15 protein-coding genes are annotated in these 14,538 nt (G+C 73.5%); 3 read left to right on the top strand and 12 right to left on the bottom strand.

What is annotated here, in order from left to right; all coding sequences use genetic code 11:
• Positions 1–19: 19 nt before the first annotated feature.
• Positions 20–925 carry a homocysteine S-methyltransferase gene (mmuM, locus tag AB0D94_RS23695; RefSeq protein ID WP_362055209.1) on the bottom strand — a complete coding sequence of 302 codons (906 nt, stop codon included), beginning with the start codon at positions 923–925 and terminating at the stop codon, positions 20–22.
• A gap of 16 nt (positions 926–941) precedes the next feature.
• The gene (locus AB0D94_RS23690; RefSeq protein ID WP_362055207.1) at positions 942–1,865 is read right to left on the bottom strand and encodes an LLM class F420-dependent oxidoreductase; all 924 of its coding nucleotides are present in this window, start codon (positions 1,863–1,865) and stop codon (positions 942–944) included.
• A 205-nt stretch (positions 1,866–2,070) separates the two neighbouring features.
• Between AB0D94_RS23690 and AB0D94_RS23685 the strand changes: the two genes are divergently transcribed.
• Positions 2,071–2,349 carry a hypothetical protein gene (locus AB0D94_RS23685; RefSeq protein ID WP_362055310.1) on the top strand — a complete coding sequence of 93 codons (279 nt, stop codon included), beginning with the start codon at positions 2,071–2,073 and terminating at the stop codon, positions 2,347–2,349.
• Positions 2,350–2,475: 126 nt separating this feature from the next.
• Here AB0D94_RS23685 and AB0D94_RS23680 read toward each other — a convergent pair whose 3' ends face one another.
• From AB0D94_RS23680 to AB0D94_RS23665, 4 genes are all read right to left on the bottom strand, one after another.
• Positions 2,476–2,961 carry a DUF6099 family protein gene (locus AB0D94_RS23680; RefSeq protein ID WP_362055205.1) on the bottom strand — a complete coding sequence of 162 codons (486 nt, stop codon included), beginning with the start codon at positions 2,959–2,961 and terminating at the stop codon, positions 2,476–2,478.
• A gap of 123 nt (positions 2,962–3,084) precedes the next feature.
• Positions 3,085–3,453: a nucleotide pyrophosphohydrolase gene (locus tag AB0D94_RS23675; RefSeq protein WP_266940428.1), complete on the bottom strand. Its 369-nt coding sequence runs from the start codon at positions 3,451–3,453 to the stop codon at positions 3,085–3,087.
• Positions 3,450–4,592 (bottom strand): ATP-binding protein, encoded by a 1,143-nt coding sequence (locus AB0D94_RS23670; RefSeq protein WP_362055302.1) that lies wholly within the window; start codon positions 4,590–4,592, stop codon positions 3,450–3,452. The genes AB0D94_RS23675 and AB0D94_RS23670 overlap by 4 nt, the downstream gene beginning before the upstream one ends.
• Before the next feature lie 445 nt (positions 4,593–5,037).
• The gene (locus tag AB0D94_RS23665; protein WP_362055203.1) at positions 5,038–5,433 is read right to left on the bottom strand and encodes a cell division protein SepF; all 396 of its coding nucleotides are present in this window, start codon (positions 5,431–5,433) and stop codon (positions 5,038–5,040) included.
• Positions 5,434–5,590: 157 nt separating this feature from the next.
• Here AB0D94_RS23665 and AB0D94_RS23660 point away from each other — a divergent pair, with 157 nt between their 5' ends.
• Together AB0D94_RS23660 and AB0D94_RS23655 are read left to right on the top strand one after the other, a co-directional pair.
• Entirely contained in the window at positions 5,591–6,331 is a 741-nt protein-coding gene (locus tag AB0D94_RS23660; protein WP_362055201.1) for a DUF2470 domain-containing protein, read from the top strand.
• 69 nt (positions 6,332–6,400) lie between these two features.
• Entirely contained in the window at positions 6,401–7,321 is a 921-nt protein-coding gene (locus AB0D94_RS23655) for an NADP-dependent oxidoreductase (protein ID WP_362055199.1), read from the top strand.
• A 67-nt stretch (positions 7,322–7,388) separates the two neighbouring features.
• Here AB0D94_RS23655 and AB0D94_RS23650 read toward each other — a convergent pair whose 3' ends face one another.
• The 6 genes from AB0D94_RS23650 to AB0D94_RS23625 are packed head-to-tail and all read right to left on the bottom strand — an operon-like array spanning position 7,389 to position 13,330.
• The gene (locus AB0D94_RS23650; protein WP_362055197.1) at positions 7,389–8,741 is read right to left on the bottom strand and encodes an LLM class flavin-dependent oxidoreductase; all 1,353 of its coding nucleotides are present in this window, start codon (positions 8,739–8,741) and stop codon (positions 7,389–7,391) included.
• 58 nt (positions 8,742–8,799) lie between these two features.
• A complete protein-coding gene (locus tag AB0D94_RS23645; RefSeq protein ID WP_362055195.1) occupies positions 8,800–9,825 on the bottom strand; it encodes an ABC transporter permease in 1,026 nt (341 codons plus the stop codon).
• Positions 9,822–10,652, bottom strand: a complete 831-nt coding sequence (locus AB0D94_RS23640) for an ABC transporter ATP-binding protein (RefSeq protein WP_362055193.1) — start codon at positions 10,650–10,652, stop codon at positions 9,822–9,824. The genes AB0D94_RS23645 and AB0D94_RS23640 overlap by 4 nt, the downstream gene beginning before the upstream one ends.
• A 6-nt stretch (positions 10,653–10,658) precedes the next feature.
• A complete protein-coding gene (locus AB0D94_RS23635) occupies positions 10,659–11,690 on the bottom strand; it encodes an ABC transporter substrate-binding protein (protein ID WP_362055191.1) in 1,032 nt (343 codons plus the stop codon).
• Positions 11,691–11,738: 48 nt separating this feature from the next.
• Positions 11,739–12,302: an NADPH-dependent FMN reductase gene (gene ssuE / locus AB0D94_RS23630; protein WP_362055189.1), complete on the bottom strand. Its 564-nt coding sequence runs from the start codon at positions 12,300–12,302 to the stop codon at positions 11,739–11,741.
• Between the two features lie 59 nt (positions 12,303–12,361).
• The gene (locus tag AB0D94_RS23625; RefSeq protein ID WP_362055187.1) at positions 12,362–13,330 is read right to left on the bottom strand and encodes a TauD/TfdA family dioxygenase; all 969 of its coding nucleotides are present in this window, start codon (positions 13,328–13,330) and stop codon (positions 12,362–12,364) included.
• Between the last annotated feature and the right edge of the window lie 1,208 nt (positions 13,331–14,538).

Genomic DNA, 14,538 nt, shown 5'->3' with positions numbered 1-14,538 from the left:
CAGTCTCCGACTGGAGTCACTAGCCGAGGACTTCGGCGCCCAACTCGGCGATGCGGTCGGGGCCGATGCGGCAGCAGCCGCCGGTGAGGCGGGCCCCCGCACGGCGCCAGGCGGCGGTGGGCCAGGGGGCCGGGTCCTCGGGGGCATGCCAGGTACGAGTGGCGGCGTCCCAGACGGAACCGTCGTTGGGGTAGGCCAGCAGGGGTTTGCGGGTGACGGCCGCCGCCGCTTCGAGGGCGGGCAGCACCTCCACCGGGTCGCAGCAGTTGACGCCGATCGCGATGACCTCCGGGGCCTCGGCGGCCGGGGCGAAGACCTCGGGGAGGGGCCGGCCCGAGCGGGTGCGGCCCCCTTCGACGGTGTAGCTCAGCCAGGCCCGGGCTCCGGTCTCCGCGAGGATGCCGAGCAGCGCCTCGGCCTCGTCCGGGTCGGGGATGGTCTCCAGGGCCAGGACGTCGGGTCCGGCGGCGAGCAGGGCCTCGATGCGGGGCCGGTGGAAGGCGGCGAGTTCGCGCACGCTCAGGCCGTACCGGCCGCGGTACTCGGAGCCGTCCGCGAGGACCGCGCCGTACGGACCCACGGAGGCGGCCACCCACACCTCGTGGCCGGCGGCCTCGGCCGCGCGGGCGGCGAGGCCGACGCTGCGCCGCAGCAGCGCGGTGGTCGTGGCGCGGTCGTAGCCGTGGGCGGCGAAGGAGGCGTAGCCGACCTGGTAGCTGGCGGTGATCAGCACCTCGGCGCCGGCCCGGACGTACGCCGTGTGGGCGGCCTCCACCTGGTCCGGCCGCTCGGCGAGCACCCGGCCCGACCAGAGGGCGCCGGACAGGTCGCAGCCCTGGGCGGCGAGCTGGTTGCTCAGCCCGCCGTCCAGGATCAGGGACCTGCGGCTCAGGGCTTCGGCGAGCGGGCCGGACGCGCGGGGCATGGCTGGCCTGCCTCCGTCAGCCGAGCTGGGACAGGACCTGGGCGGAGATCAGCTCCAGGTGTTCCAGGTCGTCCAGGTCGAGCACCTGGAGGTAGACGCGGGAGGAGCCGATGGCCTCGTAGGTGCCGAGCTTGTCCACGACCTCGGCCGGGGAGCCGGCCAGGCCGTTGGCCTTGAGCTCGTCCACGTCACGGCCGATGGCGGCGGCCCGGCGGGCCACCTCGGCGTCGTCCTTGCCCACGCAGACCACCAGGGCGTTGGAGTAGACGAGCTCGTCGGCGCGCCGCCCGGCCTCCGCGGCGGCCTCCCGGACCCGGGCGAACTGCCGGGCGCTGTCCGTGACCGAGGCGAAAGGCATGTTGAACTCGTCCGCGTACCGCGCGGCGAGCCGGGGGGTGCGCCGGGCGCCGTGGCCGCCGATGAGGACGGGCACCTTGGCCTGGGCGGGCTTGGGCAGCGCGGGCGAGTTCTCCACCTGGTAGTGGCGGCCCGCGTAGTCGAAGCGGTGGCCGGTCTCGGTGGCCCACAGCCCGGTGACGATCGCCAGCTGTTCCTCCAGGCGGGCCATCCGCTCCGCCGGGAAGGGGATCCCGTAGGCCTTGTGCTCCTCCTCGAACCAGCCTGCTCCCAGGCCCAGTTCGACGCGGCCGCCGGACATCTGGTCGACCTGGGCCACCTGGATGGCGAGGACGCCCGGCAGCCGGAAGGTGCCGGCCGTCATCAGCGTGCCCAGCCGGATCCGGCTGGTCTCGCGGGCCAGGCCGGCGAGGGTGATCCAGGCGTCCGTGGGACCGGGCAGGCCGTCGGCGGATCCCATCTTGAGGTAGTGGTCGGAGCGGAAGAACGCTCCGAAGCGGAGTTCTTCGGCGGCCTTGGCAACGCGGAGCAGAGTCTCGTAGCTCGCGCCCTGCTGGGGTTCAGTGAAGATGCGGAGGTCCATACCCTCCATCCTGCCCCCACCCCACCCCTGCCGGGTGAATCTGCGTCAACCGGAAGGTCCGCCCCGGCCCCGCCAGTGACCAGCCCGGAGGGGGATCGTTGGCTCGGTCGGAGCCGGACCGCCCGGCCCGCGCGCCGGCGGCCTTTTCGCCGGTGCGTCCACCGCCCCCTTCCGCACCGGAAGGGCCAGGGCCGAGGAGGCCGCCATGTCCCGAGAGGCCGTGCCGGAGACCCCCCAACCGACCGGACAGACCGGACAGGCAGCGCACGACCACGCACGCCAGGACTCCGGGGTCCCCGCCCCGAGCGGCGCACCGAAGGGCCTGCTCCAGCAGATGGAAGAGCTGATGGCGGCGCTGAACGCCGACCTCTCGCAGCTCGACGCCGATCTCCAGTCCTCCACGGACCGCACGCCCGTCGGCACCGACACGTCGCTGACCCCGGGCACCCGCGCCACCGAGAGCCCCTCCTACCGGTCGTTCTGACCGTGCGGGTCCCGTCGCGCGCGACGGGACCCCACCCGTGCCGTGCCCCCTGCCGGGACCAGCGCGATCCAGTCGTCCCAGCCCGTCGCGCCAGCCCGTCGTCCCAGCTCGCCGTGGCGGCCGGTCTCAGGCCACGCCGGAGGCCGATCCCCGTTCGCGGACCGCCAGGCGGCGCAGGATCGCACGTACCCGGTCGCTCGACTCGTCGGCCGCGTCGATCGACTCTATGCACTGCCAGTACAGGCCCTCGTCGTCCGTCGCGCAGGCGACCCCGACCAGGGCTATGCCCACCTCGCCCAGCAACGCCTGGAGCCCGAGCAGTGCCTGGCGGACGTCCGCCACCTCGGTCAGCTGCGCCGCCCGCGGCGGATGCTCGGGCGTGATGCCCTCACCGCGCAGGGCCGCCCGGTCGAGCACCCCGCAACCTCTGCCCCCCGCCTCACCCAGCCCTCTCGCCTCGGGTCTCAGCTCCGGCGGCCCGGTGACCGCCAGCCATCCCCCGAGTCCCTGTGCGAGTGCCTGGGCCTGCCAGGCCTCGCCCACGATGTCCCACGCAGCCCCGCTCTGTGCCAGCGCGTGCCGGCCGGCCGCGATGAGCCGTACCGCATCCATATGCCGTCCCCCGTCCGCACGACATCCTGCCAATCTCATCACTACCCAGAGTGAGGGCAACGGGCCAGTAAAGCCAGGGGTATTCGGAAATTGTGGACACAAACGTGATTGTGGACGGGGCCATCACTCCGAAGAGTGACGATTAGGTGTCGAAGTACCCGGCACCGGGAAGCGGAGCTCGTTCCTCTCGATCTTCGCGGCGAGCGCATCCAGCACATCCACCCCCAGAACCTCACAGAACTGCAGCAGGTACGCGAGCACGTCGGCCACCTCGTCGGCCACCCGGTGCGCGGTCTCCGGCTTCTCCATCACCCTCGCCGACTGTTCCGGCGTCAGCCACTGGAAGATCTCGACCAGCTCGGCCGCTTCCACGCTCAGGGCCACCGCCAGGTTCTTGGGCGTGTGGTAGGGCTCCCAGCCCCGCGCCGCCGCGAAGTCCGCGAGCCTGCGCTGCAATCGGTCCAGCCGCTCGTCCGGCCGTTCGTCGTTCATGGGGTCAGGTCTACCACCGTGACGCCCGGGATCCCACGGGCGAGGTCCGCGGTCCCCTCCCCCACCGCCGCCACCAGCCGGACGTGGCCCCGGCCGCAGGACAGCAGGGCCAGGCGCAGCAGTTCGGCGGTCTGCCGCCGGTCCAGGCCGTGGTCGAAGCCGTCGGCGAGGACCGTCAGCGCCTGCTGCGCGGACAGCAGTTCGGCGGCCGGGTCCATGGACAGCACTCCCGGCCCGGTCAGCAGGACCAGCGCCAGCGCGAGGAAGCGCAGCTCGCCCGCGCCGAGGCGGCCCAGTTCCGTGGCGGGCAGGCCGGGGCCGCGCTCCAGCAGTGCCGTGACGGGGCCGTCCGCGCCGGCCCGTACGCCCAGCCCCGCGACCGGTCCCGCGCAGCCGGTGCGGGCCGCCTCGGCCAGCAGTGCGTGGCGGGTGCCGCACTCGTGCCGCGTCCGGCGCAGTACGTCGGCCAGGTTGACGCAGTCGCGCAGCAGCCTGCCCTCGCCCTGGGGAGCGGGGGCGCGCATCCGGTCGGGGCGGGGGTCGCAGGGGAACACCGAGCGCAGGGCCACCACCATCTGCTCGGCGGCCGCCAACACCTGCCGCTGCCCGGCCGTGGCCCCCGCCACGCGGAGCGGGAGCAGGGCCGTGCCGAGCCGGTCGTCGGGCAGCGGGGCCCGGGTGACCCCGGTGGCGCCCCCGGTCAGCCAGGCGGCCTGCACCGAGCGCCGGCCGGGGTCGCGCAGGGCGGTGCTGAGCAGGATCTGGCCGTCCTGCGTGAGCCGTTCGCCGACGAGCCGCAGTTCGGGCTCGGCCTGCACGGCGAGGTCCAGCCGGACGGGCCCGGCGGGGCCGTCGACCGTGCAGCCGATGCGGAATCCGCGGCGCCGGTCGGCGTCGGGGAGCGCCCGCTCCGGGATGCGGGCGCACGGGTCCGGGAAGGCCTCCTCCAGCGTGGCGCCGGAACCCAGCGCGCTCAGGGCCTCGTAGGCGGCCAAGACCTGGGACTTGCCGCTGCCGCTGGGCCCGCCGAAGAGGGTGACGGGCCCGAGCGGGAAGACGGCGCCGCGGTGCGGGCCGAAGGCGGACAGCCGCAACTCGGTGACGACGGGCCGGTGCTGCGGCTGCCGCTGCGCGGGCACCGCCGCGGCTTCGGCTAACCGGACCGGCCCGGCGGGCCCGGAACCGGGTCCGGAGCCGAGGCCGGGTCCGGAGCCGAGGCCGGGTCGGGAGCCGAGGCCGGGTCCGGAACCGGAGCCGGAGCCGAGGTCGGAACCGAGGCCGGGGCCGAGCCCGGCCCCGGTGCCCGAGACCGGGACAGCGGTGACGGCAGGGACTTCAGCGGTGACAGGGACAGCAGTGACGGCGGCAACGGGAGTTGTCGCGGCGACGGCAGCTGAGGCAGTGGCGACGGTTGCAGCAGGGGCGGCGGCGACGGCCGTTGCGGCGGTCACGCTCGCGGCGACGACGGTCACGCTTACGGCGGCGCGGTCCGCCGCCGCGTCCAGGGAGGCTTCCATGCGCCGGACGGTACGGGCCGCCGGACCCCCCGGGAGCCCGCCGAACCGTTCCGCCCCCGCGACCTTCCTACGATCGGGGGACGGCCGCCGCGGCGATCCCCTCGACCTCCGTCCCGACGGGCGCCAGCAGGAAGACGTTCCGGTCGACCCGGTGCATCCCGCTGCCCAGCCCGAAGACCACACCGCTGCTGAAGTCCAGGATCCGCTTGGCCACTTCGCTGTCCGCGCCGGTGAGGTCGAGCAGCACCGGGATCTGCGCGATCAGGTACTCGGCCACCTCCCGGGCATCCGCGAAGATCTGGACCCGGATCACCACGAAGCGCCGCTGTTCCACCGCGGACGCCCCGGGCGCCTTGGGGATCGTGCGGTGGTCCACCCGGGAGGGCCATTCGTTGCGACTGCGCAGGGGTACCACCTGCGCGAGCCCCTCCCACTGTTCGTCGGTGACGTCGTACCTGCTCACCGGGCCGCCTCGGCCGTGCGCTTCATGTGCATCCGGCCATCCTCTCGCGTTTCACCCGTTCAGCCCAACAGCGACACGAGCTGGACGGCTACTCCCTGAGGGCCGGATAGATTAGGTTAGGCATACCTAACCCACTCGGGACCATGGAGAGATCCGCATGCGCATGTCCGGTGCCCCCGCCACCCCGGCCGCCCACCCCGCGCCCGCCACCCGGCCCACCGACGCCGAGCGGGTCCGGTCCGTCCTCGCCGCCGCCCACTCCATGACCGTGGTCGCCGACGGGCTGCGCTCCGAGGTCCGCCACCTCGACGGCGCCGATCCGATGGGCCGGCTCCACCTGCACCCCGCCGAACCCGGCGGGGGCTCCGAACACCGCCCCGCGATCCGGCTGGAGTTCACCGACGTCGCCCCCACCCCCGTACGCGACCGGGTGCGCGCCCGCGTCACCGTCCTGGGCCGCATGCTCACCCCCTACCCGGACGGAGGCGCCGACGCCGGCACCTCCGACAGCACGTGCATGGAATTCGGCCGGGCCGTCCTGGAGACCGAGGACGGCGTCTCGTACATCGGCCTGGAGGAACTGGACGCGGCCCGCCCCGACCCGCTCGCCCCCTACGAGGCCGGCATGCTCACGCACCTCCTCGACGACCACCCCGACCTCGTCACCCTGCTGCTGCGCCTGGTCCAGCCGGTGCCCACGGCCGCCGTGGTCCGCGCGCTGCCGGTCGCCATGGACCGGTACGGGATCACCCTGCGCCTGGAGGAGCGCCGCGGCCACCGTGACGTACGCCTGCCCTTCCCCTCGCCGCTGGACGACGTCGAGCAGTCCGGGGCGCAGATCCAGGCCCTCTTCAGCGCGGCACGGCGGCGTTCGCACCGCAACACGCTGCCCGCCTGAGGCCGCCGCCCGCGAAGGCAACGCGCGGAAGGCGGAATAGCGACCCGGTGACCCCTGTTGGGGACGATCATGAAGGCCATCGCGTACAGCGCATACGGAACTGCCCAGAACCTCACGCTCGTTGACGCCCCGGAGCCCAAGGTCGGACCGGACGAGGTCCTCGTCCGCGTCAAGGCCGCCGGGGTCAACCCGGTGGACTGGAAGCTCGCCGCCGGATACCTCGACCCGATCCTCGAAGTCCGCTACCCGGTCATACCCGGCTGGGACGTCGCCGGTGTCGTCGAAGCGGTCGGCCAGGACACCTTCGACTACGCCGTGGGCGACGAGGTCTACGGCTACGTCCGCAAGGAGTGGGTCGAGCTCGGCACGTACGCCGAACTGGTCTCCGCCCCCGTCCGCACCCTCGCCCGCAAGCCCCGCGAGCTGACCTTCGAGCAGGCCGCGGGCATCCCGCTGGCCGGGCTCACCGCCTACCAGTCGCTCACCCGGGCCGGGCTCAAGGCCGGCGAGACCGTCGTCATCCACTCCGCGGCCGGCGGCACCGGCTCCTTCGGCGTGCAGATCGCCGTCGCCCTCGGCCTGCGCGTCATCGGCACGGCGGGCGCGCACAACCACGACTACCTGCGCTCGCTCGGCGCCGAACCCGTCCTGTACGGGGAGGGGATGGCCGACCGGATCCGCGCGCTGGCGCCCGAAGGCGTCGACGCGGGCCTCGACTTCTACGGGGACGGCGTCATCGAGCTGCTCCAGTCCCTCGTCAAGGAGCGCGACCGGGTCGTCTCCATCGCCGACTACGAGGCCGCGGCCAAGGGCGCGCACCAGCTGTGGGTGCGGCCGGACACCACCGACCTGGCCTTCCTGGCCGAACTCGCGGACACGGGCCGGCTCACGGTCAACGTGGAGCACGCCCTGCCGCTCGCGCAGGCCGCGAAGGCCTGGGAGCTCAGCGCCGCCGGCCGGACCCGCGGCAAGATCGTGCTGACCGTCTGAGCGCACGGAGGCGGGCGGGGACGGTCCACCGGAGCACCCGGCTCCGGCGGGGCCTCCCCCGCCCCGCTCACCCGTGGGTGACCCCTCCGGTCACGCGCCCGCCGGCGTAGCGGTTGGCCGGGCGGGGCAGGCCGTAGTTCTCCCGGAGGGTGCGGCCGGTGTACTCGGTGCGGAAGAGCCCGCGCCGCTGGAGGATCGGCACGACCTGGTCGACGAAGTCGGTCAGGCCGGTGGGCAGGACGGGCGCCATGATGTTGAAGCCGTCCGCGGCGCCCTGGGTGAACCACTGCTCCAGCTGGTCGGCGATCTGCTCGGGGGTGCCCGCGAAGACCCGGTGGCCGCGGCCGGCGCCGAGGCGGGCGATCAGCTCGCGCAGGGTGAGGCCGTCGCGCCGGGCGAGTTCGGCGACGAGGGTGAAGCGGCTCTTGTTGCCGTTGATGTCCCGCTCCTCGGGGAGTTCGGGCAGCGGGCCGTCGAGGGGGCGGCCGGTGAGGTCTACGCCGAGCATGCCGGAGAGCTGGGCGAGCCCGTACTCGGGGACCTGGAGGTCGGTGAGCTGCTGCTCCAGGGCCTTGGCCTCGGCCTCGGTGGAGCCGATGACGGGGGCGATGCCGGGGAGGACCAGCAGGTCGCCGTCCGTACGGCCGTACTTGGGCAGGCGGGACTTGAGGTCCTTGTAGAAGGTCTGGCCGTCGGCGAGGGTCTGCTGGGCGGTGAAGACGGCCTCGGCGTACCGGGCGGCGAACTCCTTGCCGTCCTCGGAGGAGCCGGCCTGGACCAGCAGCGGGTACCCCTGGGGGGAGCGCGGCACGTTGAGCGGGCCCGCGACCCCGAAGTGCTCGCCGCGGTGGGCAGCCGGGTGGAGCCTGTCGGTGTCGGCGTAGATGCCGCGCTCCTTGTCGAGGACGATCGCGTCGTCCTCCCAGCTGTCCCAGAGCTTGGTGGCGACGTCGAGGAACTCGCGGGCCCGCTCGTAGCGCAGGCCGTGTTCCAGGTGCTCGTCACGGTTGAAGTTGCGGGCCTCGTCGACGGTGCCGGAGGTGACGATGTTCCAGCCGGCCCGGCCGCCGCTGATGTGGTCGAGGGAGGCGAACTTCCGGGCGGTGTGGAAGGGCTCGTTGAAGGTGGTGGAGACGGTCGCGATGAGCCCGATGTGCTCGGTGACGGCGGCGATCGCGGAGAGCAGCGTCAGCGGTTCGAAACCGCCGAGGGCGTTGTAACGCGCCTTGCCCCACAGGGCGAGTCCGTCGGCGAAGAAGACGGAGTCGAGCTTGCCGCGTTCGGCGGTGCGGGCCAGTCCTTGGAAGTACCGCAGGTCGGTGACGCGTTCGGGGCTGCTGTCGGGGTGGCGCCAGGCCGCGTCGTGGTGCCCGGCGTTCATCAGGAAGGCGTTGAGGTGGAGGGTCCGGGGTGCGGTCATTTCTGTTCCTTGGGGTGGGGTGCCGGTCGTGCGGGGGCGGCGGGCCGGCCGCGGGGCGTCAGGCCGGGACGCGCCAGAGGCTCAGGCGGCGTTCGGCCGTGACCAGGAGCTGGTTGAAGGCCACGCCGATCGCGGAGATCGTCACGATGCCCGCGTACATCTGCGGGATGGCGAAGTTGAACTGCGAGGCGTTGATCAGGTAGCCGAGCCCGGCCTTCGCGCCGATCATCTCCGCGGCCACCAGGACGAGGATGGACACGGCTCCGGCCAGCCGGATGCCGGTGAAGATCGTCGGCACCGAGGACGGCAGGATGACCTTCTGGAACAGCCTCGGCGTGGACAGGTCCATCGAACGGGCCAGCTTGACCAGGGTGGGGTCGGCGTTGCCGACGGCGCTGATGGTGTTCAGCAGGATCGGCCAGACGCAGGCGTAGACGACGATCGAGACCTTCGAGGTCTCGCCGATGCCGAGCAGGAGCACGAAGACCGGCAGCAGGGCCAGGGCCGCGGTGTTGCGGAACACCTCCAGCAGCGGGCCGAGCAGCGCGGCGACGGGCCGGTACCAGCCGATGAGCAGGCCCAGCGGGACGGCGACGGCCACGGCTATCGCGAAGCCGCCGAAGGAACGGGCGAGGCTGGCGCGGGCGTGCTGGCCCAGCTGGCCGTTGCCCAGCAGCTCCCACCAGGCCCGGGCGACCTCGCTGACGGGCGGCAGGAAGGTCGCGTCCACCAGGCCCAGCCGGGGCGCGGCCTCCCACACCGCGAGCAGGACGAGGACGGCCGCCGAGCGCAGGGCCACCGACCGCAGCCCGTGGGCGAGCGCCCGGGCGGTCCGCCGTACGGGGTGCGGGGCCGTACGCGACTTCGGCCCGGCGGTCGCCGGGGGCGGGGCGTCGGCCGGCTCCCGTACGGCGGACCGCGGCGCGGGGCCGGCGCCCGCGGCGGGGCCGGGGGCGGTTTCCGGGGCCGGGGCCGCGGGGGCCGGGGGCGGGGCGGTGACGGTACCGGTACGGGTCCCGGTACCGGTGATGGTCGTGTCGGCTGCCGTGTCGGTGGTCGTATCGGTGGTCGTATCGGTGGTCATACGGTGGCCTCCTCCTTCTCCAGTTGTTGCGCGCGGGCGACCTCGTCGTGGAGCAGGGTCCAGATCTCGTGGCGGTAGCGGGCGAACTCCGGGCTGGAGCGCAGGTCCTCGCCCTGGAGACCGGGGCCGCGGGAGTCGAAGGAGATCGGGACGACCTCCTTGACGCGGCCCGGGCGGGAGGTCATGACGGCCACCTTCTGCCCGAGGTACACGGCTTCCTCGATGCCGTGCGTGATGAAGACGACGGTCTTGCCGGTGCGCTGCCAGATGCGGCGCAGTTCGTCCTGGAGGGACTCGCGGGTCTGCGCGTCGAGCGCCGCGAAGGGCTCGTCCATCAGCAGCACGTCCGGGTCGTAGGCCAGCGAGCGGGCGATGGCGACCCGCTGGCGCATTCCGCCGGAGAGTTCGTGCGGATGCCGGTCCTCGAATCCCGTGAGGCCGACGAGGTCCAGGAACTCACGGGCCCTGGCCGTTCGTTCACGCTTCGGTACGCCGGTCGCCTCCAGGCCGAAGGCGACGTTGCCCAGCGCCGTCCGCCAGGGCAGCAGCGCGTACTGCTGGAAGACGATGCCCCGGTCCAGGCCCGGACCGGTGACCGGCCTGCCGTCGAGCAGGATGCGGCCGGAGGTGGGCCGTGACAGGCCGCCGAGCAGGTCCAGGAGGGTGGACTTGCCGCAGCCGCTGGGGCCCACGACGACCACGAACTCCCCCGCCCCGATCTCCAGGTCGATGCCGTCGAGGGCGGTGAACTCCTCCTGGTCCCTCCTGTTCTTCCTGCCCTTCGTGGGGAAGGTCTTCGTCACGGACTCGAACACGATCTTCGCCATGCCGGGTCAGCCCTTCCCGTAGCCGTTGAACTCGTTGGTGTAGAGGTCGGCGGCCTTCAGCTGCCCCGGCTTGATGTCGCCGCGCTCGCCGAGCCAGTCGAGCCAGAGCTGGAACTCCTTGTCGGAGATCCGGCCGCCCGCCTCGGCGATCCCGTAGGAGTGCCAGTACTGGAGGGTGGAGGTGTCCTCGTTGCGGCCGCGCTTCTTGACGATCTCCGTCATCCGCGCGATGACCTCCTCGCGCGGGGTGGTGCGGGACCATTCGATGGCCTTGGCCACCCCGGTCGCGAAGGTCCGTACGGTGTCCGGGTTCTGCTTGATGAAGCGCTCGGTCATGATGTAGGTGCCGGCGCTGAACGGGCCGAGCAGTTCGACGTCGGTGAACAGCGGGCGGATGCCTCCGGCCGCGAGGGCCTTGTCGCGCAGGACCCCGGTGAGTACGCCGACCTCGATCGTCCTCTGCCGCAGGGACTGCTCGGTGTTGACGGGCGGCACCACGAGCGGCTCGACCTTGTCGGCCTCGGCCTTCGAGAGGCCGCCCCGGCTCAGGTAGATGTCGAGCAGCGCCTGGTAATGGGCGCCGAGGGTGTTCATGCCGACCTTCTTGCCGATCAGATCGCGGGCCGAGCGGATCGGGCTGTCCTCCAGGACGTAGTAGCCGCCGTAGGAGTGCTGGTCGGAGCCGTAGGAGGCGACGACGGCCTTGATCGGGGCCTTGGTGGAGGCGAGCTTGATGACGGCGCCGTTGAAGGCGCTGCCGAAGTGGGTCTGGCCCGTGGCGGCGGACTGGATGTCCTGCGGGCCGCTGATGGTGTTGCCGACCCAGTCCAGGGTGACGTCCCCCAGGTAGCCGAGGTCCGCGGCGAGTTCGGGGAGCGTGACCGCTCCGACCGCCCCCTGGTACTTGAGGGAGGTGATCTGCTTGCCGGATCCGCCGGTAGCGGTGGCCGTGCCGCAGCTCACCGCGGCCGCCGAGATGCCGAGCAGGGCGAGGAACTGGCGTCGGGAGGTGGGGCGCGGGGCGAAGGCTGTGGGCATGGCGGGTCCTTGTCGGTACGGGCGGGGCCGGAGCGGGGTGGCCGGGGGCTACGGGGTGGTGGTGAGGGCGGCGGGTGCCGCGGTGCGGCCCAGCAGGGCGTCCGCGAACTCGTCGACGGCCTGGAAGAGGTCCAGTTCGGCCTCGGGCCGCAGCCGGTCGGGGCCTGAGCCGCGTTCGACGGAGGAGTCCAGGACGAACCGGCCGGCGGTGACGTGCCGGGCGCCGAGCGCGGCGAGCACGGGGCGCAGGGCGTAGTCGATGGTCAGTACGTGGGCGAGGCTGCCGCCGGTGGCGAGCGGCAGGACCGTCTTCCCGGCCAGGCCGTCCTGCGGCAGCAGGTCGAGGAAGGCCTTGAGCAGGCCCGTGTACGCGGCCTTGTATATCGGTGTCGCGACGACGAGGCCGTCGGCGGCGGCGACGGCTTCGAGGGCCCGGCGGATCTCGGGCTCGCCGCGCCGGGCCGAGAGGAGGTCGGCGGCGGGGAGATCGCGTACGGACAGGTGCGAGGTCTCGAACCCGGCGTGGGAGAGGCGGTGCAGCACGTGGTCGGCGACGACGGCGGTACGGGAGTGGGCGGAGGGGCTGCCGGTGATGGCGAGCAGGCGGGGCACGGGGGCTCCTTCGGTGTCGTACGGGGAGCTGGGCGGCGGGCCGGGCGGGCTGCGGCCCGTCAGGCGGCGTTCTCGGAGGCGGTTCCGGGCTCGCCGGGCTCGGTGGTGGAGGCGCCGGAGGCGATGCCGAAGGCGGGGTCCGGGACGGTCTCCGGGCTGATCAGGCGGGACGGGACGCCGTCGGGGCCGACCGGGACGTCACCGTCGACGGTGACCCGGCGCAGGGTGCGCTCGTGGTCGTCGGAGTCGTCCACGCCGTAGTGCTGGGTGGCGCGGTTGTCCCAGATCGCGACGTCACCGGACCGCCACTGCCAGCGGACGGTGTTCTCGGGGCTCTCGATGTGGGACTGGAAGAGGTCCTGGAGGGTGCGGGAGTCACGTCCGGTGAGGCCGCTGATCCGCTGGACGAAGTTGCCGAGCAGCAGGGTGCGTTCGCCGGTCTCGGGGTGGATGCGGACCACCGGGTGCTCGGTGAGGAACTCGGTGGAGGTGAACACCTCGCGGTACTGGGCCAGGGCCTCGGGGAGGGCGTCGGGCTTGAGGCCCGCGTAGTCGTACGCGTTGGAGTGGACGGCGCGCAGGCCGTCGGCGAGGGCGCGGAGCGGCTCGGGGAGGTGGGCGTAGGCGGTGGCGGTGTTGGCCCAGAGGGTGTTGCCTCCGTACGGGGGGACGGTGACGGCGCGCAGGATGGAGAAGGCGGGGTAGGCGGGGACGAAGGTGACGTCGGTGTGCCACTGGTTGGCGCGGGCGCCGTGGTGGGAGTCGATGCCGAGGGCGTAGCGGCCGTCGGCGGAGGGCACGGTGGGGTGCGCGACCGGCGCGCCGAGCAGCTGGGCGAAGGCCTCGTGGCCGGCCTCGTCGAGGTGGTCCTGGCCGCGGAAGAAGACGACCTTGTGGGCGAGGAGCGCGGCGCGGATCTCGGCGACGGTGGCAGCGGGCAGGTCCCCGCCGAGCCGGACGCCGCCGATCTCGGCGCCGATGCGCCCGCCGATCCTGGTGACGGTGGTGGTCTGGGTGGCGGTGGCCATGGCTGCTCCTCGGGGCAGGGCTGCGCGTATGTATCTCCGCAGCGGAAGAAATGGGGGTGCGCGAACGGGGCACGACGCGCTGCAAGTGGGGCCGGGCGTACCGGGGACGCGGAGTTCCCCGGTACGGCGGGCCGTTCCGCGGGAGCCGCTCGCCGGTACAGCGGGCCGCTCCTGCGGGAGCCGCTCGCCGGTACAGCGGGCCGTTCCGCGGGAGCCGCTCGCCGCTACAGCGGGCCGTTCCGCGGGAGCCGCTCGCCGGTACAGCGGGCCGTTCCGTGGGAGCCGACGGCCGGAAGGTCACGGGGCCGTGGCGCGGGGGTGGCGGAGCTCAGGCTCGGCGCGGGGCCGGACAGCGGCCCGGACACCGGCCCGGCGCGGTACAGGGGCCGGGGGTGTGGAGCCGCGGGACGAGGTGCTCGATCGCGGACATGGCTCGGAGCGTGTCAGCGGCCCCGCGCCCGGTCAACCCCGGCCAAGGCCGCCGCCGGCCCCCCGGCCCAAAGCCCCCACCCCGCCTCCGACCTGCCCTTTCCCCCCTCACGCCACTCTCCCCGAACGGCCGAAACCCGTGGCCGGATTTCACGCCCCCGCAACGCCACCGCCACGTCCCCTGCGGGGGGCTCGGCAGATGCAACCTGGGCCCTGCCGTGCCTACCGGGGTGTGGGGCGGGGTCGGGTTCCCCTGCGGGGGGCTTGGCGGATGCGGCCTCGGCTGCGCCGTGCTTACCGGGGTGCGGGGTGTGCGGCGGGGCCGCTCCGGAGCGTCTCCTCGGCTCGCGCACTTAACCCCCGCTACGAAAGCCCGGCCCAGGTTGCGCGCTCGTCCTGCGGGGACCCTCCTGCACGTCCCCACCCCACGCCCAGGCTCCGGAAGCCAACCCCGCCACCCTCGGAAGCCGCGCCGGGGTGGGGCCCCGGCTTTGGAAGCCAGCCCTGTCTCCGTCGAAAGCCGTTCCGGGGTGGGGGCCCAGGCTCCGGAAGCCAGACCCGTCTCCGTCGAAGCCGTGGCGGGGTGTGGGCCCGGGCTTCGAAAGCCAGACCCGTTTCCGTCCTGTGGCGGGTGTGGGCCGGGGCCGCTCCGGAGCGTCTCCTCGGCTCGCGCACTGAGCCCATGCTGCGAATGTCCGGCCTGGGTTGCGCGCTCGTCCTGCGGGGACTCTCCTGCGCGTCCCCGTCCCACGCCTCGGCTTCGGAAGCCAGGCCTGGCG

This window comes from Streptomyces sp. NPDC048255 (assembly GCF_040652415.1).
Classification (GTDB): domain Bacteria; phylum Actinomycetota; class Actinomycetes; order Streptomycetales; family Streptomycetaceae; genus Streptomyces.
The sequence above is the reverse complement of the archived record's forward strand: the minus strand, read 5'-3'. Positions and strand labels throughout refer to the sequence as shown.